Genomic DNA, 17,703 nt, shown 5'->3' on the forward strand with positions numbered 1-17,703 from the left:
ATGGCATCACTATTTAATTTAAAAATTGTAGCCTGCGACGGTGTCTTTTATGATGGGCCATGTGAGATAATCATTCTCCCTAGTCCGGATGGAGAATTTGCCATCATGAACCATCATGAAAAGATGACTGGTGTAGTGGAGGTAGGCGAGATTCGCTTTAAGAATGAAGAGGGCGAGTGGCGAAAAGCTGTCATATCTGATGGACTGTTTACAGTGTATCCAGATGGCTCAGTCAAGATTCTTTCTTATTCTTGCGAGCGACCAGAAGATATCGATACCTTCCGTGCCCAGGAAGCGCTTGAGCGTGCCCAGGAGCAGCTACAGCAAAAGCAGAGCCGTATTGAATATGAGATTTCAAATGCAAATCTTGCTCGTGCTATGGCCCGCCTAAAGGGTGCAAAAACACAGAGATAAGAATTTAATATGTCTGATTTTCGGGTGCCACTTTGCTGTGGCGCCCTTTTTATTTAGTGTAGGTTTTTATAGCTATTATTATGTAAATAGTGGTTGCAAAGGGCGGTAGCTGTGTGATATATTAGTACAGTCGATGAGCCGACAACGTAATGAATTTCTTACATGTTTTTGTGGGAAATTCATTGCAGTTTTCCTTTTATACGCGGGTGTGGCGGAATTGGCAGACGCGCTAGATTTAGGTTCTAGTGGGAGACCGTGCAGGTTCAAGTCCTGTCACCCGCAGTATTCTTTTTATTCATACATTCAATTCATTTATTTTTTCCACTTTGATTTTTATTGAGAATATGACGATGTTTTTTTCTATGGCGAAGTTTGCCTGTTATGGTGCAGATTTTATGTTGTGACGTTGATTTGTTGCTAGGGCGTTGCTGTTTTTGGGGACAATTACCTCTTATAAACAGTGATTCTTGCGCTTTGAGAGGTAAAGGGAGTAGCCATTACCACTGTAGATTCGGCGAATAAGAGTCTTCAGTGGTACAAAAAATTCCTTTTACCACTTGAGAATATAAAAATGGCATTTTGCAGTGGTAAGAAAAAGGAGCTTTACCACTGCGATGAGGTCAATGAAGTTTTTTGAGTGGTAAAGCAATGGAATAATACCACTGCAAAAATGAGAATGTAATTATTACAGTGGTAAGGTCAAAAAAAATTACCACTGGATAAATTGATAATTTAAAAGTCGAGAGGTAAAAGCTGGAAAATATACCACTCATAAATGTAAAAAGTTAGTTCGACAGTGGTAAAACATAGATTGCATGCTGGATGATATGAATATATGGATTAAATGGGAGAGTTAGAGAGGAAAAATTTGGATATTACTATGAGCAGAGTATTTTTAGATGAAATGAAAAAGGAACTAGAAATCTTACATCAGGAAAAAGAAAGAATTGATAAAACATTAGATGATAGTAATGATTACTTGGAAATTAAGAAAAATAAAGGGAAGTATATACAATATTATAAATGCAGTAATTGCATGAAAGAGGGGCAAAATAAAATTGAGAGAGTGTTTCTCAAGAAGGAAAGTATTGATTTAGCCAGAAGATTGGCACAGAAATCTTTTGACAAGAATATATATGATATAATCCAGAATAAGATAGCTCTAATAGAAGAATTGGAGTCTTATTATGTTAATAATAATGAATATGAACTCTATGGGGATTTATCTGAAGACAGGAAAAGGTTAATACATTCAAATTATGAAGACGATGAAAACTACATCAAAAGATGGAGGCAGATGTTCTTGGGTGGGAGTCAGAGGGATAGCTTTTATGAAAGATATCCTATTACGACGCCGTACTATACTGAAAGAGGAGAGCGGGTTAGGTCAAAATCAGAAAAGATAATTGCTGACAAGCTTGCAAGGGAAGGGGTTCCATACGTGTATGAGCCTTTTACAAATCTTGCAAATAAGGGGATGCGGCCGGATTTTGCGGTGTTGAATATTCGACTTAGAAAAACATTTTTCGGAGAACATTTTGGGATGATGGATGTACCAGAGTATGCGATTAAATGTGTGGAGAAAATCAATAAGTACAATGAGCTGGGTTATGAATATGGAAGGAATCTATTGTATACATTTGAAACGCAGGAGGCTGGACTAGATACACTATTGTTAGATAGGTTGATCAATAGTTATTTGAAGTAAAGACTAAAGATATAAATGGGATATAGCACAACTGAAATGAAGTTATAAAGAAAATAACCACAAGAGTTGATAACATAATTCATTAATCAATATGAATTCATAATAAAAAGAGAAAGTGTTGCAAGTTTTAGCAACACTTTCTTTGGTGTCTGGATAAAACACTATTTAAACTGAAGCAACGCTGCGTCTAATGGCTTCGCACATGACGTGGTTAGCTAGGGTGCCCACCAGGTCGAGGGTGGCTGGAACGTCGCCCAGAGACATGGCGTAGATGCTGTCGCCGTCCATTGATGTGTGGATTGGGCGAATGCAGCGGGCGTAGCCGTCGTGGGTCATGCCGGCAAGCTTGCAAAGCTGAGTCTTGTTGAAGGCTGCGTTGGTGAGAATGATGCCGATTGTTGTGTTAGTAGGCGCGCTGGTCTCTGCAGGAACAGCGTACTTTGATGGATTGATTACCATATCATACATAATCTCCTCGCAGGATAAATCATTGAGGGCTGAGCCGTCGGCTGTGGTGACGCCAGCGATGCGCTTACCTGTCTCGAAATCATAAACGTCGCCGATGGCATTGGTGGCCACGATGGCGCCTACCTTTAGTTCCCCAAGCTGCACTGCGTAGGTACCGATGCCTGATTTGGTGCAGCGGTCCATGCCGATGAGTTTGCCTACGGTGGCACCGCAACCTGCGCCAAATGAGCCGTTTTTCAGATTGCCTTTTCCTGTAAATGCTGCTTCACAGGCTGCATAGCCCATGGCCTTGTCTGGGTAAATATTCGAAGCCTTGTAGCCCAGGTCGAAAATATCTGACTGGCAAACAAGTGGAACTACCACATCTCCTACAGGAAATCCAATCCCATGCTCGGATAAATATTTCATAACACCGCCGGCTGCATCAAGTCCAAAGGCTGAGCCTCCACCTAATACAACTGCATGAATGATATCTGTAGCTGCAAGAGGGTCCATAAGACCAGACTCTCTGCTGGCAGGACCGCCACCTCTGATATCTAATCCACAAGGCCGTCCCTCAGGTGCCACAATAACAGTAACTCCAGTGCCGGCATCCATGTTTTCGGCCTGACCTATCTTTACATTATCAAATTGATCAAAACTAATCTCTGTAAAATTCATAATCCCCTCCAATCTAAAGCAACTAAGGTAAAACCATTATACACCAAAAATGGACCTAGGGGGACGGGGTTGCAGGGCCAAAATGTGACAAAAATGTAAGGAATACGTAAGCTCAATTTTATTGTATTTTAGGTTGGCTAGGGGTACACTAGTGACAATTTAATTGTTATAGAATAAAAATTATCGAAAAACATTAAAAAATAGTTGACATTCGATGGTTAGAACTGTATAACTGTAATATCGGCAAACGATAAATTGCTGTTGTTTATAGGGAGTGGAGATTATTTCATGGGTAGAATTATTCTAGAACTGGACGTAATGATGGCACGTCGTCATATGTCTTTAAATGAGCTGGCCGATGCGGTCGGGATCACAAATGTGAATCTGTCAAAAATAAAAAATAATAAGGTAAACGCAATACGTTTTTCAACTTTGACAGGCATATGTCAGGCACTTAATTGTGAGCCAGGTGACATATTGAAATATGAGGAGGATAAAGATGAGTAAAATTGGTGACAACAGTGCCCCTAAGAAGGATTCAAAGATCAAGGGATTCTTCAAAAGGGTAGGAGGCTTTTTAAAGAGACATAAAAAGCTTTTCATTATCTTGGTTATTGTACTTTGTGTATATGGGTATTTTAGATACAATGCCAAGAAAGCAGCAGAGATGCTTGCAGAGCAGGCTAATCAGCCTGTTACAGCTACAGTAGAGAAAATGGATTTAACACAGTCAGTTAGTGTTACAGGTAAGCTTACAGCCAACAACACTAAGACAATTACTTCTACAATCGGTAGCTCAGGTGTTACAGGTGTTAAGGTAGCTCAGGTTAATTATGAGGTAGGCGACTACGTAGAGGCAGGCACAGTAGTAGTTGAGTTTGATAGCGATGACTACAATAGAAAGCTTGCAGAGCTTAACGCACAGCACAATATCAGCGATGCTCAGGCAGTAGTTAATCTTGATGATTTAAATAAAAAGATTAACGACACTCAGAAGAAAATCGATGAGACACAGAAGTACTTGGAGGATAACAAGACTATCTATGACAATGTTAAGGCATTGAAGGATGACTTCGACAAGTACGGCGAAGAGGCATATGGAGATCGTTACGCTAGCGAAGATGCTGCTATCATGAAAAAGTATGGTATGTCACTTGCTATGTTTATTGAGGACTACGAGGACAAGCGCGATAGCATTTCTGATTTAGAGTTCCAGATTACAGCATTACAGAATCAGATTGAGCTTGCAAACATGCAGCAGGATTACGCAACAAACTACAGTCAGGTAGATGAGCTTAATGACGTATATAAGAGCATGGACAAGACTCAGGTTGCAACACCAATTTCTGGTTACATCATTTCTATGGATGTAGAGGAAGGCAACAACTATACACAGGGTAACAGCGTATTTACTATTGCAGATACCAGTGGATTCATAGTTGAGGCAACAGTCAATGAGTACGACATTGCTAATATTAAAGAGGACCTTCCTGTAGCAGTTAAGTTCGAGGCAACAGGTGATGAGGAGTTCACAGGTAAAGTTAGTTTCGTATCAGTAGCATCTACAACAACAGTATCAAGCGGTGCTGCTCAGGCACCACAGGCTGCAGCAGGTGGAAGTACTGGCACAGGCGTGGCAGAGTACAAAGTAAAGATTACACTTGATGGCACAGATGACAGACTTCGTGTTGGTATGACAGCAAAGGCCAGCGTAATTCTTGATAAGGCCGCAGATGTTTTAGCAGTTCCTTATGACTGCGTACAGGAGGCAGAGGATGGAAGCTACTTCGTTACAGTTATTGGCAAGGACGGTTCAAAGAAGGATGTTCCTGTAACAAGAGGACTTGAGAGTGATTACTATGTTGAAATCTCAGGCGAAGGAATCGACGCTGGTACAACAGTAGAGGCTGTTGTTGCTGATGGACCAAGTACCGATATAATGGATTACATGTACGTTGAATAAGAATAAATCGGAGGAAAAAGAAATTGGAACAAAAGACAATGCTTGACCTTCGGAATATTCATAAAAGCTTTTTTATAGGTACACCTAATGAATTTGAAGTTCTCCATGGGGTTAACTTTAATGTTAAAGAGGGAGAATTTGTATCAATAGTTGGACAGTCAGGTTCTGGTAAATCTACTTTGATGAATATTATCGGAGCCCTAGATAGACCTACAGATGGCGAATATACTCTTGACGGAGTGGATATTCAGAAGGCTAAGGATCATGAATTATCAATCCTTAGAAATAAAAAAATTGGTTTCGTATTTCAGACCTACAATTTGATTGCTCGTACCTCAGCTCTTAAAAATGTTGAGCTTCCTATGATGTATGCAGGTATGAGCAAGGGGGAGAGAGCTGACAAGGCTAGATTCCTCCTTGAAGAAGTAGGTATGAAGGATAGAATGATGCACAAGCCAGATGAGCTTTCTGGTGGACAAAAGCAGCGTGTGGCAATTGCCAGAGCTATGGCTAATGATCCAGCAATTATACTTGCGGATGAGCCTACAGGTGCGCTGGATTCTGCGACTGGTCGATTGATTATGGATATTTTCCATAAGCTTCACGAGGAGCAGGGCAAGACAATCGTTCTAATCACACATTCACCAGAGTTGTCACAGGAGACAGAGCGAATCATCACTCTCAAGGATGGTTCAATCATCGGTGAGTCAGCAGGTAATTGGCAAGGATTAAAAGCAAAGGAGGATGCATAATGTTATTTACAGAAAACATCCTCGTGGCGTTAGCAGGACTTAAGGCAAACATAATGCGCTCCCTGCTTACAATGCTTGGTATTATTATCGGTATTGCATCAGTTATTGCAATCATGACAGTTGGTAACTCAATCACAATCATGGTCAACCAGACAATGCAGGATTTGGGAGCCAATAACTTGCAGATGGCTGTAATGCAAAAGTCTCAGGAAAAAGAATCCACGGATACAGGCATGAACTATGGTGAAGGCTATGTGAGAGAAATGACTGATTCAGATTTGATTTCTCAAGAAATGCTTGATGATTTTACAACTGAGTACAAGGATAATGTTCAGTATATAATGCTCCAAGAGACTATTACAGGAAGCTGGGAGCCAGGCAAAGTTTCCAAGGGAAATAAAGATGCCAAAGTAAATCTACTGGGACTTAATGCAGATGCCCTTAAGTTCAAGAAATTGGACATGATTGCAGGTCGTCAGTTTATCGGTCATGACTACAAAGAGGCAAAAAAGACCTGTATCGTTTCCGACAAGCTTGTTGATAGATTGTATAAGGGTGACTATGATTCCGTCATCGGAAAAGAAATTGAAGTAACTGCAAATGGCACTTATTATAAATATTATGTTGTAGGTGTATATAAATATGTTCAGGAAAGTTTATCTTTTGGTGTTTCTGACAATCCTACAACAGATCTTTACATCCCTTATGATACAGCTAGAATCGCTACACACAAACAGAATAAGGGAATTGACTATTGCAACATTGTTACTACAATTGACACCAACAATGATGAGTTCGCAGCACAGGTTAGAGACTTCTTTAATGTGAAATATTATGCTAGAAATGATGCCTACGAAGTAGCTTGTGTTAGTATGGCATCAATGATGGATTCCATGAACAGTATGATTAGCATGATTCAGCTGGCACTTACAGTTATTGCAGCCATCTCCCTTTTAGTAGGTGGTATTGGTGTTATGAACATCATGATTGTATCAATCACAGAGCGTACCAAGGAAATAGGTACTCGAAAAGCACTTGGTGCAACAAATGGTTCCATTCGTCTACAATTTATTACCGAATCTGTGGTAATATGTTTAATAGGTGGAGCTATAGGAATGTTAGCTGGTGTTGGCCTTGGAACATTTGCTGTTAAGATGATGGGATACGAGGCAGCAGTTTCAGTAGAGAGTATCATACTCGCTGTTGGAGTCTCAATGGCTGTTGGTGTATTCTTCGGATATTACCCAGCTAATAAGGCAGCAAAGCTCAATCCTATTGATGCATTGCGCTACGAGTAAAAAATATGCGTGATACCTAAGATATTCATGGACGATTATAGTCATGAAATCTCATCCACCTAAACCTACGGAGAAGGATGAATAAATGGTAAAGACGCGACTTCTGAAGTTAATGGGTAAGGACTCACTTGAGGTCCTCCAAGAAATAATATGGCAATGGATTGGCCTGCTAGCACAGTTAGTGCTAGTGGGCTGTATTGCTATCACAATATCTGACGCATTCTACGGTATCACTGATTCAAATCGTATAATCAGATACCTTTTAATAGCAGCCCTTAGCATTGCATCTAGATTGATTTTCTTAAAACTATTTTATGATGCAAAAGCAAATGCAAGCAGAGCTGTTTCTGAAAAAATTCGCCGTGAAATCTACGGCAAAATCACTAGACTTGGAAATTCATATTCCGGAATAATTACACGGGAAAAAATTGCCACCATGCTTACTGATGACATGGTCTCGGTGGAAGAATACTATAGTGTTTTTCTGCCACGAATTGGCTATGCCATTTTAGGAACTATCACCATGGCAGTTATGCTTGGGATGATAAATGCAAAGGTAATGTTTGTGCTGATATTTGCCATTTTAATAATCATTCTGTTTTTTGTTTTGGCAAAGAAATTTGAGCTTATCATTCCAGTTAAATATATTATTGTTGCCCTTGATGCATTTACTTTTATCGGAGCATATTTTGGATACAGATCAACAATCAACGAGCTTCTTGTTGGAAATATTAGACTGGAGTGGGCTCTTATTACATTCTTTTTGACACTGGAGATTTTCAAGCCTCTCAGACGTTTGGGAGAGGTTTTGGAAAATGGAATTATGGATTCCAAAAAGGTGGAAAATGTATTGGATTTTCTGAAAAAGCGGGAGCCTAAGGAAGGCAAGGAAGAGGTGTCAGAGGAGCCGGTACGAATTGTCATGGACTGCGTAAAATATAGCTATGATGGCAAGGAAGTGCTCAAGTCGGCATCACTTTTGATACCAGCTGGAAGCATCGTAGGACTGACAGGGCCAAAGGCCACAGGCAAATCTACTCTAGTGAAAATATTGACCAAGGAAAACAGAGCATACAAGGGCTCTGTAAAAATAAATGGTCGGGAGCTCAGTGGGATAAAAGAGGAGGCCTTGCTTAAGGATTTGACCTACATCACAGATGAATCCCATATTTTTAAAAGCACAGTGCGGGCTAATTTGCAGCTAGGCAACAAAAAAGTATCAGAGAAGAAAATGATAGGAGCTCTAAGCGTTGTTAATCTGTGGTCAGAGATAAAGGAAATGGGTGGCCTTGATTTATCAATTGAGGATGACTATGTTTTGACCCTGGGACAAAAGCGGCGACTGCTTTTGGCAAGAGCCCTACTTAAGAACTCGCGAGTATATGTTTTTGACAACATAACAAGCTTTATTGATGGCACTTCAAAGGAAATAATCCGAGGCATTATTTTCAAGCTGGCAAATGATATGAAGCGTACAGTATTTTATGTTTCAGATGAGTACGATGATGTGAGAGGAGCAGATACTGTGTACACTCTCTCAGAGGGGATGATAGACGAATATGGAAAAGACATTAAACATAATTGATATAATACTTGGAGTGATTGTACATCTCTCGGTGGTATTCGCTGCTTTTATAGGGGCGGAGGATATCTATATTGCGGTAAATGGAGTTAGGGAACCAGGCAATTTGCGACAGCTCCCATTGGGACTTAGCCTATTTGCGCTTGTGGTTGTGTTGAGGGTTGTCTGCGGCTTTTTCCAGGCTATTTGTAGCCGCTACATAGAAAAAAGAAACAATGCAGCAATCTGTATTACATTTTCCATCATAATGACAGCATTGCTTGCTATAGAGCATCCTGTAGTAGGGATTATCTGCGCCATCGCATACGTAACAATCGGTGGTATGATTCCAGTTTCCAATGCTATGAACATCGAGAAATTAAAGGAATCCTATCAAGAGGTGCGAGAAGAGGGCAATGACTTTATTGCAGATGTGGCATACGGAATAGATGAGGTCCTTCAGTATGGAAGAGGCCAGGATACTATTGTTGATATAGGCAAGCGCTCCATGGATGCAGCTGATGCCAAGCAAAAATTGCTTGACCATGAAAAAAGTAAGCAGCAGCTTTTAGCATTAGCTAGATCCGTATTTACGGTAATTATTCTTTTTCTTCTACTTTTCTTATATAGCCGCGGCAAGATGAGCATGGAAGATTTATTCATTGTTTGCGCCGGAGCGGTTTTTTCTTTCAGAGAATGTAACCTCGATTAAAAGATAATGAGGATTATAAATTAATAGTTGCGGATGCATAACCTTTTGTTGATGGCTCTCCTTTTTTGATTAAGGTAAAATTAAGTTACTTAATGATAATTTTTTAACAATAAGCTGGCAAAATGATGTTGTTAAAAAGAAAAAAAGGAGGATATTTAATGAAATACCAGGGACTTTTTGAGCCAATTACTATTGGTAAACTGGAAATCAAAAACCGCTACGCCATGGCACCTATGGGACCTCTCGGTCTCGGCGATTGCGAAGGCGGATGGAATGAAAGAGGTATCGAGTACTACACAAGACGTGCAAAGGGTGGTATCGGTCTTATCATCACAGGTGTAACTTTCTCTGATACAGAGGTTGAGAAGCCTTCATTCCCTAACACACCAAACTCTACTTACAATCCAGTACAGTTTGTAAGAACTAGCCGTGAGATGACAGAGCGTGTACATGCATACGGTTCAAAGATTTTCTTACAGATGTCAGGTGGTTTCGGTCGTGTTACTATCCCTACAAACCTTGGTGAGTTCCCACCAGTTTCTGCATCTCCAATTCCACACAGATGGCTTGACAAGACTTGCCGTCCACTTACAAAGGAAGAGATTCGCGGAATCGTAGAGAGCTTTGGTAAGGGCGCTTATAACGCTAAGCGTGCAGGTTTTGATGGTGTTGAAATTCACGCTGTTCACGAGGGTTACCTTATTGATCAGTTTGCTATTTCATTCTTTAACCAGCGTACAGATGAGTACGGTGGATCACTTGAGAACAGACTTAGATTTGCTAAGGAAATTCGTGAGGAAATCGCTAAGACTTGCGGATGGGACTTCCCAGTTGCAATGAGATTCTCACTTAAGTCAATGGTTAAGGACTTCCGTGAGGGAGCACTTCCAGGAGAAGAATTCGAAGAGAAGGGCCGTGATATCGAAGAAGGTATCGAGGCTGCTAAGCTTCTTGAGAAGTACGGCTACGACGCCCTTGATGTTGATGCTGGTACATACGATGCTTGGTGGTGGAATCACCCACCAATGTATATGGAGAAGGCTCCATACAAGGAATTCGCTAAGATTACAAAGGAGCACGTAAACATCCCTGTAATCATGGCTGGTCGTGTAGACAATCCAGATACAGCTATCGACTGCCTCAACAACGACATCTGCGACATGATTTCACTTGGTCGTCCTACACTTGCAGATCCAGATATCGTTAACAAGATTCGTCGCAACGAGCTTAGCCAGATTCGTCCATGTATCAGCTGCCAGGAAGGCTGTATGGGACGTATCCAGACATACTCACTTATCAACTGTGCAGTTAACCCACAGTGTGGTAAGGAAAAGCTCAATGCATTTAACCCAATTTGCAAGAAGAAGAAAGTTCTCGTTGTAGGTGGCGGTGTTGCAGGATGTGAGGCAGCACGTGTACTTGCAGAGAGAGGCCACGAGCCAGTTTTATTTGAGGCTACAGGCAGACTTGGTGGTAACCTTATCCCAGGTGGCGCTCCAGCATTCAAGGAAGACGACATCGCACTTGCTAAGTGGTACGAGGATGAGATGACACGTCTTGGTGTTGAGGTTCACCTTAATACAAAGGCTACAGAGAAGGAAATTCTCGACAAGCAGTATGATGCAGTTATTCTTGCAACAGGTTCACGTCCAAAGATGTTCTCTCTTGGTGACGATGACAAGGTATACTCAGCAGAGCAGGTACTTCTCGGCGAGAAGGACCCAGGCAACAATGTAGTAGTTGTTGGTGGTGGTCTCGTAGGTTGCGAGCTTGCACTTGATCTTGCACAGAAGGGTAAGAACTGCACAATCGTTGAAGCCCTCGACAAGCTTATGGCAGTTAACGGTCCTATTTGCTCAGCAAACAAGGAAATGCTTGAGAAGCTTATCCCATTCAACGGAATCGACGTTGTTACAAGCGCTAAGGTTACAGAGTACAAGGACGGCGTCCTTAAGGCAGCTGTTGCTGATGGCACAAAGGAAATCAAGGCAGACAGCGTAGTTCTTTGCGTTGGTTACGCTAGCGAGAACACTCTCTACAACCAGTACAAGAACGACGTAGATGAAATCTATCTTCTCGGTGATGCTAGACAGGTATCAAACATCATGTACGGTATCTGGGATGCATTCGAGGTAGCAAACAACATTTAATTACTTTTTCAAACCATTTCTCTTTTTTAATATTTCCCGTCAGGCCCGTTGCCTGGCGGGGTTTTTTTAACTATAATTTTTATTATGAATACACGAAATTTCAAATGCTTTCAAACTGTATATGAGGAGAGAAATCTTCAGGTGGCAGCCAGCAAGTTATTTCTTTCTCCACAGGGCTTGAGCAAGATGATAAAGTCTATGGAGGAAGAGTGCGGTACGCCACTTTTTGCTCGTACCAAGGATGGATTTGTGCCTACAGAGAGCGGCATCGTCTTCTACGAAAAATCCAAGCACATCTCCAAGGAAATCAACGAGATGTTTTCAGCCATTGAAGCAGCTAGCTCAAAGGAAAAGCGTTTTAAAGTAGGTTTTGCAGCAGGTACCATCCGAGCCATCGACATCCCTGTTGTAAATCATTTCATGAAATCCAACCCGGAAATCGTGGGAATATGGGACGAGCAGGAAAATGAAAAAGTCCTGAAAAAGGTCCTGTCGGAGGAAATCAACTGCGGCCTAGTAGTTGGCAAGGTAGAGGCGCCAGGTCTAGTGGCTCAGCTCATCAAATCTGTAGACATCGTACTATACGTCTACAATGGACACCGCCTCTGGAACGAAAATAGTGTAAGCATAATGGACATAAAGGACGAGCCTCTCATCTCAATGAACAAAAACTACCGCATCTACCACGATGTAATCAACGCCTGCCACATGAATGGATTCAACCCTGAAATCATTGCACACGTTGGCGACGGCGTTACCATCCGCAGCCTAGTCAAAAACAAAGTAGGCATCGGAATCGCCCCTCGCTTCTTTGACGACAGCGACGAGCTTAGGGCCGTGTCCATCAAAGACGCCTACACCTGGGACGTCTACGGAGTCTACCTGGAGCGCTCAGCCGATGCCCAAATCGCCAAGCGCTTCCTCCAGGAGATTACCACCTGACCCTGCCCCAGGCACATAGCTAATAGGCCCCTGGCCCCATGTGGTTGCAAAGGCCCTTGGGATATCGATTCAGCGAATATTTGTAGTTTTTCTTCACGTCAAAAATTGGTAACAGCCACGTGTCTTTCTAAGAATGAACTGTTTTCAAAAATGTAGCTTTGCTGTGTGGACACCTATTTAGTATCAATGGCAGTTTTACAAAATGATTCTAAAGAGGGTGTTATGGGCTCATGATACATTCACTAAGAAAAATTAAAAAAAGAGTTTTGTATATATTGGCGCCGTGCTCCATGCAACGTCCTGTTGCTTACGCACTCTCGCCGCCGTCCGTGGCGGCTCGTGCCAATATATTACAAAACTCTTTTTTATTTTTCTAAGCTCATTCCAAAATCGCCCATAACACCCTCAGAACCATTTTTAAACTGCCATCAACGTGCACTGGGTGTCCACACATAAGCTACTTTTTTGAAAACTGTAAAGGCTTGAGAAAGACACGTGAAATGTCTGGTGTCAATTTGCGTGTAGAAAAACCAAATATTCATGCTGTGATATCCCAAGGGCCTTTTGCAACCATATGAGGGGCCAGGGGCCATTAAATATACAAGGCCTGGGGCCGGGTCAGTCGGGCAGGGAGGCGAGGAAGCGGGTCATGGTGTTGAGGACCAGCTTTTTGTTGGCGCTCCAGGTAGGTGCTATGAGGAGGCGCTTTGGGCCGTCCCCGGTGAGGCGGTGGATGACAGTCTCGGGTGGCAGAGCCTTGAGACATTGGCCTACGAGACTGCAGTATTCGTCTAGGGTAAATACGTGGAATGGCTGGGATTCATACATGTCCGCAAGCCTTGTGCCACGTAGGATGTGGAGTAGTTGAAGCTTGATTCCAAATAGGGTGGGGGTCAGGTCAGCAAGGTATTTTACGGATTCAAGCATCTGAGATTCAGTCTCCCCAGGGAGACCGAGGATAAGGTGGACCACTACCTTGAGGCCTGCGTCAGTGAGGCGCTTGTAGGCGTCGTCGAATACAGATAGTGGGTAGCCTCTATTGATTAAAGTGGCGGTGGACTCATGGATGGTCTGAAGACCAAGCTCCACCCACACTTCCTTAGTCTGGTTCAGCTCAGAGAGGAACTGGATCATGGAGTCAGATAGACAGTCAGGACGAGTTCCGATTGATAGGCCTACGATTTCTGGTCGGCTTAGGACTTTTGCAAATAAATCCTGCAAGTAATCCTCATCACCATAGGTGTTGGTGAAGGACTGGAAGTAGGCAATGTACTTGCGCTCGGCTGGTGGAATTTTGCTGGAGATTTTGCTATCTACAAGGGCTCTAGCTTGGTTGATTTGTGAATCAATATCGTCGCCTTTTGCTGCAAAATCGCCGGAACCGCCCTCGGAACAGAAAATGCATCCGCCGTAGCTGATGGTACCGTCTCTGTTGGGGCAGGTGCATCCACTTGTCAGTGAAAGTTTGTAAACTTTCGTATTATATTTTTCTTTTAGATAATCAGATAAGCTTGTGTAATTCATGTTTCTATTTTATAGCATAGAAAGAATTATTTCACGGAAAATCGTTTTTGCATTTCTTCTTTCAATTAAGTATACGATTCCCTAAATAGCATACAATTCTTTGATTTTTTAACAGTATAATCATATAATTGAATACACAAAAATGCTTTAATATTTCTATGCGGATATGAGGTCAAAAAAAGCCCTTAGAATAGAGATTTAGCAACGAGAGAATGGGGAATGTTTATGAAGAAGAAAGTATTAATTTTTATCATTAGTATATTGTTGATTTTGGTTGGATTCTTTCTGTATCCATCCTTTAAAACTGCGGGTCTAAAAGAGACTGACAGCCAATATCTAGCTGAGGTGGAAACTCCCGCTGCAGTGGTAGAGGAGCCAGCTACAACAGAGGATGTGCAATCAGAAGAGCCAGCCGCCGATGAGACTGCCACAGAGGAACTAGGCACCACCAATCAAGGCAAAGTAATTGTCATTGATGCAGGTCATCAGCAAAAGGGCGACTTGTCAAAGGAGCCTATAGGACCTGGAGCAAGTGAACAAAAGGCCAAGGTAACCTATGGAAATGTTGGTGTAAAAACTGGCACGCCAGAGTATCAGCTGAATCTTGAGATTGCACTTAAGCTGCAGACAGAGCTAGAGGCCAGAGGCTACACAGTCATCATGTGCAGAACAGATAATGATGTGAATATAAGTAATAGCGAGAGAGCAGCCATTGCCAATGAGGCAAATGCAGATGCCTTTATCAGAATCCATTGCAACGGATATGACAGCTCTAGTGTCCATGGAGCTATGACCATGTGCCAGACGCCGAATAATCCATATAATGGCAATCGCTATGAGGAAAGCCGTCTGCTTTCAGAATGTGTACTTGATTATCTTGTGGATGAAACAGGATGTAAGAAACAAAACATTTTCGAGGATGATTCAATGAGTGGAATCAACTGGAGTATGGTACCAGTTACAATAGTGGAGGTGGGATATTTATCCAACCCAGATGAGGAAGCAAAACTTGTGACAGATGATTATCAGCAAAAGATTGCAGTGGGAATTGCAAATGGAGTTGATGCATATATAGCAGAAAGGGCAGAAACAGAGGCCCAGTAGAAAAGCAACGCATTAAAAATAGAGCCAAGGCGGCTCTATTTTTTTATCAAAGTATAAAGCAGTTTAACTATAGCATTATTTCTATTATTATCAGATGCAATGATGCCTAGATACACGGGGGCAGTGTAATTTGCCTCCTTGAAGGGGCCGATACTTGAGACGTCTACTGCGTAAGGACGACCGTCAATGTTGTAGACAAAGTAAGGCTCATATTTTTTCAATAGCTCAGGTGCCATCTCAGATAGGAAATCTGCTGGATTTGTAAGATAATCTAAATCATCAGCGTGGTCGATGCCGTAAGAATCGGCGATTATAATGTCTAACTTGTCATCGCTGATGGCAGACATGAGCTTGATAGAAGAGCCATAGGCATATTGGATGTTGTCACTGTCGGGATCTGCTGTAATGAGCAGGTCATTGTAGTTGTATATATCCATATGACAGTCCGAGGCAATGGAGCCTGTGATGGAGTCTGTGGTGGCAACATTGATGTAGCCCATATATAGGTCCGCAGTATTATTTTTTCTGGCGGTGCTTATAATTGAAAAAATGATACAAATAATAACTGCAGTAGCTATTATGTGGATTTTGTAGTAGTCCCATATGTACTGCAGTTTTTGTTTGGTATTTAATTGTCTAAAGGTGCTTTTTGATTTGTTCATAACTAAAACTCTTGTGATTCGCATTGAATCAGTATATTTTTGGCCAGCATGGAACAAAAATAAGTGCATGTGCCCACGCCGAATATAATAGCTGGCGTGCATACATAGTATATGAGAAGTCCCATAGCTACGAATACAAAAGCCATTGTGATAGTACAAAAGATAAATCTCATTCCAATCATTATGGAATTCTTGAACATGTTAATTATCGTATTTACGAAGTGAGCCTGTAGCTGGAAAATCCATAGTAAAACAATAATATATGCCACAGCAGCAATGATTAAGACAGCACTTACTAGTGTCCAAAAGACTGATGTAAAACAAAGGTGATATATTATGTATCCATCAACTGCAAGAGCTGCTCCAAGTCCAATCATAATCAATCCTATTATGGTGCTCTTAAAAAAGTCCTGCTTGAAGCTGGTAAAAAATGTCCTGGTGATGTAGCTTTCCTCATCCCGAGCCATCTTTTGACAGCAATGACAAAGTGCAGTAGTGGAAGCTCCTATGGTGACGATAGGAATGCAGCAAATGAACCAAAGTATGTTGAGCCACACACTGTAGACTATCTTGGTGAGAAAACGAAGGACTGGTCCATCATAGTTTAATAAATTTCCCATAAAAAACTCCTATATGCCTAGTCCCTAGTGGACTCTCTGTAGATAAGATTTGTCTCCGTATATACGGTTCTGTAATTCAAATCTGGCTGCTCGATTCTAGAGAGTAGTAGATTGGCAGCTGTATATCCCATTGCCTGAGAATGTATGTGGCAAGTGGTAAGTGCAGGGGTCATGACCTTGGATTCAGCTGAGTCGTCAAAGCCACAAAGCATAATGTCATCAGGATATGACTTCTCCATGAGCTTGAGACAATTGATGATGTCAATTGCAACAAAATCATTGGCGCAGATAAGTAATTCAGGTAATTCCTTGAGAGATGATAGTGTCTTGAAAAGCTTGGCAAAATAATCTGTGCCATGTGGCTGGATATGAGTAAGACAGAATTTCTCATCGATAGGAAGTTCATTTAAGTACATGGCATTTCTAAAGGCCATATAGCGCTCAAAGAAGGAGCGACAGTGGTGGGACTCGCCAACGAATCCTATTTTTTTAACTCCTCTGTTTTTCATATCTGTAATCAGCTTAAAGATGCCAGCTGAATTGTCCATCATAAGGAAGTCTCCCTCAAGCTGCCTGCTGTAGCTGGCTACTGGACCATCTACAAAAAGAAGAGGGATGCCTAAAGTACCAAGCATCTCGCAGTATTCTTGATTGAACATCTCCACACAGATGATGCCTGCTGTACGATCCTTATTGAAACTGACCGGTAAAGAAAGGGATTCTATATTTTCAGATGTAACGCGATGCATGCTCATGCTGTAACCGAGAGTGGTAATCTCGTGCTGGAACTTGTCTAGCATGGTAGATGCAAAGTGAGAGTTATCTAAGAAACCTCCAATAAAAAGAGCAAAATCGCCAGATACAAGTGGCTTCTTAACAGTGGCAGTACCTATTATATCTGAAACAGAATTAGCATATGAGAACTGCTTGTAGCCCATCTCTACAGCCTTGGCAAGGACCTTTTCCCTAGTGGAATCGGCTAGGATGCCAGTGTTGTTGATGGCCTTAGATACTGTGTTTCTGGAAACTCCAAGTGCATCAGCGATATCTTGAATTGTTACTTTGTTAGCCATTATATTCTCCTAATTAATTGTAAAAAAAGTTAAAAAAATGAAAACCCTATTTTACCCCGCTAGAGAAATTATAAAATGTAAAAATCTATTTG

The 17,703-nt window shown here is 41.7% G+C and carries 16 protein-coding genes and 1 tRNA gene; 12 read left to right on the forward strand and 5 right to left on the reverse strand.

What is annotated here, in order from left to right:
- The 3 genes from atpC (at position 1) to F0Q01_RS00725 (ending at position 2,122) form a co-directional block, all read left to right on the forward strand.
- Positions 1-414: an ATP synthase F1 subunit epsilon gene (atpC, locus tag F0Q01_RS00715; RefSeq protein WP_090489745.1), complete on the forward strand. Its 414-nt coding sequence runs from the start codon at positions 1-3 to the stop codon at positions 412-414.
- Positions 415-616: 202 nt separating this feature from the next.
- Positions 617-696: transfer RNA gene (locus F0Q01_RS00720), tRNA-Leu, on the forward strand.
- Positions 697-1,258: 562 nt separating this feature from the next.
- Positions 1,259-2,122 (forward strand): hypothetical protein, encoded by an 864-nt coding sequence (locus F0Q01_RS00725; protein ID WP_090489747.1) that lies wholly within the window; start codon positions 1,259-1,261, stop codon positions 2,120-2,122.
- A 165-nt stretch (positions 2,123-2,287) separates the two neighbouring features.
- Here F0Q01_RS00725 and F0Q01_RS00730 read toward each other — a convergent pair whose 3' ends face one another.
- Complete coding sequence (locus tag F0Q01_RS00730) at positions 2,288-3,250, reverse strand: P1 family peptidase (RefSeq protein WP_090489749.1); 963 nt, start codon at positions 3,248-3,250, stop codon at positions 2,288-2,290.
- A gap of 288 nt (positions 3,251-3,538) precedes the next feature.
- Between F0Q01_RS00730 and F0Q01_RS00735 the strand changes: the two genes are divergently transcribed.
- The 8 genes from F0Q01_RS00735 to F0Q01_RS00770 all read left to right on the forward strand — a co-directional run bounded on the left by F0Q01_RS00735 (position 3,539) and on the right by F0Q01_RS00770 (position 12,628).
- Positions 3,539-3,757, forward strand: coding sequence for a helix-turn-helix domain-containing protein (locus F0Q01_RS00735; protein WP_090153661.1), 219 nt, complete (start codon positions 3,539-3,541; stop codon positions 3,755-3,757).
- Positions 3,750-5,213 carry an efflux RND transporter periplasmic adaptor subunit gene (locus tag F0Q01_RS00740; protein WP_163927085.1) on the forward strand — a complete coding sequence of 488 codons (1,464 nt, stop codon included), beginning with the start codon at positions 3,750-3,752 and terminating at the stop codon, positions 5,211-5,213. Before F0Q01_RS00735 ends, F0Q01_RS00740 begins: the two co-directional genes overlap by 8 nt.
- Before the next feature lie 38 nt (positions 5,214-5,251).
- Positions 5,252-5,965, forward strand: a complete 714-nt coding sequence (locus F0Q01_RS00745) for an ABC transporter ATP-binding protein (protein WP_090489805.1) — start codon at positions 5,252-5,254, stop codon at positions 5,963-5,965.
- Positions 5,965-7,263, forward strand: a complete 1,299-nt coding sequence (locus F0Q01_RS00750) for an ABC transporter permease (protein ID WP_090489753.1) — start codon at positions 5,965-5,967, stop codon at positions 7,261-7,263. The genes F0Q01_RS00745 and F0Q01_RS00750 overlap by 1 nt, the downstream gene beginning before the upstream one ends.
- A gap of 85 nt (positions 7,264-7,348) precedes the next feature.
- Complete coding sequence (locus F0Q01_RS00755) at positions 7,349-8,848, forward strand: ATP-binding cassette domain-containing protein (protein WP_090489755.1); 1,500 nt, start codon at positions 7,349-7,351, stop codon at positions 8,846-8,848.
- On the forward strand, positions 8,823-9,536 hold the full coding sequence (locus tag F0Q01_RS00760) for a hypothetical protein (protein WP_090489757.1): 714 nt from the start codon (positions 8,823-8,825) through the stop codon (positions 9,534-9,536). Before F0Q01_RS00755 ends, F0Q01_RS00760 begins: the two co-directional genes overlap by 26 nt.
- A gap of 158 nt (positions 9,537-9,694) precedes the next feature.
- Positions 9,695-11,686, forward strand: coding sequence for an FAD-dependent oxidoreductase (locus tag F0Q01_RS00765; protein WP_090153671.1), 1,992 nt, complete (start codon positions 9,695-9,697; stop codon positions 11,684-11,686).
- An 84-nt stretch (positions 11,687-11,770) separates the two neighbouring features.
- Positions 11,771-12,628: a LysR family transcriptional regulator gene (locus F0Q01_RS00770; protein ID WP_090489759.1), complete on the forward strand. Its 858-nt coding sequence runs from the start codon at positions 11,771-11,773 to the stop codon at positions 12,626-12,628.
- A 618-nt stretch (positions 12,629-13,246) separates the two neighbouring features.
- On the opposite strand, the gene F0Q01_RS00775 is transcribed toward F0Q01_RS00770, so the two are convergent.
- A complete protein-coding gene (locus F0Q01_RS00775; protein WP_090489761.1) occupies positions 13,247-14,152 on the reverse strand; it encodes a TIGR01212 family radical SAM protein in 906 nt (301 codons plus the stop codon).
- A 225-nt stretch (positions 14,153-14,377) separates the two neighbouring features.
- On the opposite strand from F0Q01_RS00775, the gene F0Q01_RS00780 reads away from it, so the two are divergent.
- A complete protein-coding gene (locus F0Q01_RS00780; RefSeq protein WP_090489763.1) occupies positions 14,378-15,256 on the forward strand; it encodes an N-acetylmuramoyl-L-alanine amidase family protein in 879 nt (292 codons plus the stop codon).
- 35 nt (positions 15,257-15,291) lie between these two features.
- Here the strand turns inward: F0Q01_RS00780 and F0Q01_RS00785 are convergent, their stop codons facing one another.
- From F0Q01_RS00785 to F0Q01_RS00795, 3 genes are read right to left on the reverse strand one after another with little or no spacing between them, the layout of a single operon-like run.
- Positions 15,292-15,918, reverse strand: coding sequence for a hypothetical protein (locus F0Q01_RS00785; RefSeq protein WP_090489765.1), 627 nt, complete (start codon positions 15,916-15,918; stop codon positions 15,292-15,294).
- A gap of 2 nt (positions 15,919-15,920) precedes the next feature.
- Entirely contained in the window at positions 15,921-16,538 is a 618-nt protein-coding gene (locus tag F0Q01_RS00790; RefSeq protein WP_090489767.1) for a YesL family protein, read from the reverse strand.
- Between the two features lie 17 nt (positions 16,539-16,555).
- Positions 16,556-17,611 carry a LacI family DNA-binding transcriptional regulator gene (locus F0Q01_RS00795; RefSeq protein WP_090489769.1) on the reverse strand — a complete coding sequence of 352 codons (1,056 nt, stop codon included), beginning with the start codon at positions 17,609-17,611 and terminating at the stop codon, positions 16,556-16,558.
- Positions 17,612-17,703: the final 92 nt, after the last annotated feature.

This window comes from Pseudobutyrivibrio xylanivorans (genome assembly GCF_010906925.1).
Taxonomy (GTDB): Bacteria; Bacillota; Clostridia; order Lachnospirales; family Lachnospiraceae; genus Pseudobutyrivibrio.

What these genes read in the sequence shown, in the direction of transcription:
- F0Q01_RS00750 (WP_090489753.1), top strand. Translation starts at nt 5,965, where the DNA reads ATGTTATTTACAGAAAACATCCTCGTGGCGTTAGCAGGACTTAAGGCA.
- F0Q01_RS00795 (WP_090489769.1), bottom strand. Translation starts at nt 17,611, where the DNA reads ATGGCTAACAAAGTAACAATTCAAGATATCGCTGATGCACTTGGAGTT.
- atpC (WP_090489745.1), top strand. Translation starts at nt 1, where the DNA reads ATGGCATCACTATTTAATTTAAAAATTGTAGCCTGCGACGGTGTCTTT.
- F0Q01_RS00725 (WP_090489747.1), top strand. Translation starts at nt 1,259, where the DNA reads ATGGGAGAGTTAGAGAGGAAAAATTTGGATATTACTATGAGCAGAGTA.
- F0Q01_RS00730 (WP_090489749.1), bottom strand. Translation starts at nt 3,250, where the DNA reads ATGAATTTTACAGAGATTAGTTTTGATCAATTTGATAATGTAAAGATA.
- F0Q01_RS00740 (WP_163927085.1), top strand. Translation starts at nt 3,750, where the DNA reads ATGAGTAAAATTGGTGACAACAGTGCCCCTAAGAAGGATTCAAAGATC.
- F0Q01_RS00790 (WP_090489767.1), bottom strand. Translation starts at nt 16,538, where the DNA reads ATGGGAAATTTATTAAACTATGATGGACCAGTCCTTCGTTTTCTCACC.
- F0Q01_RS00780 (WP_090489763.1), top strand. Translation starts at nt 14,378, where the DNA reads ATGAAGAAGAAAGTATTAATTTTTATCATTAGTATATTGTTGATTTTG.
- F0Q01_RS00735 (WP_090153661.1), top strand. Translation starts at nt 3,539, where the DNA reads ATGGGTAGAATTATTCTAGAACTGGACGTAATGATGGCACGTCGTCAT.
- F0Q01_RS00785 (WP_090489765.1), bottom strand. Translation starts at nt 15,918, where the DNA reads ATGAACAAATCAAAAAGCACCTTTAGACAATTAAATACCAAACAAAAA.
- F0Q01_RS00760 (WP_090489757.1), top strand. Translation starts at nt 8,823, where the DNA reads ATGGAAAAGACATTAAACATAATTGATATAATACTTGGAGTGATTGTA.
- F0Q01_RS00765 (WP_090153671.1), top strand. Translation starts at nt 9,695, where the DNA reads ATGAAATACCAGGGACTTTTTGAGCCAATTACTATTGGTAAACTGGAA.
- F0Q01_RS00770 (WP_090489759.1), top strand. Translation starts at nt 11,771, where the DNA reads ATGAATACACGAAATTTCAAATGCTTTCAAACTGTATATGAGGAGAGA.
- F0Q01_RS00745 (WP_090489805.1), top strand. Translation starts at nt 5,252, where the DNA reads ATGCTTGACCTTCGGAATATTCATAAAAGCTTTTTTATAGGTACACCT.
- F0Q01_RS00775 (WP_090489761.1), bottom strand. Translation starts at nt 14,152, where the DNA reads ATGAATTACACAAGCTTATCTGATTATCTAAAAGAAAAATATAATACG.
- F0Q01_RS00755 (WP_090489755.1), top strand. Translation starts at nt 7,349, where the DNA reads ATGGTAAAGACGCGACTTCTGAAGTTAATGGGTAAGGACTCACTTGAG.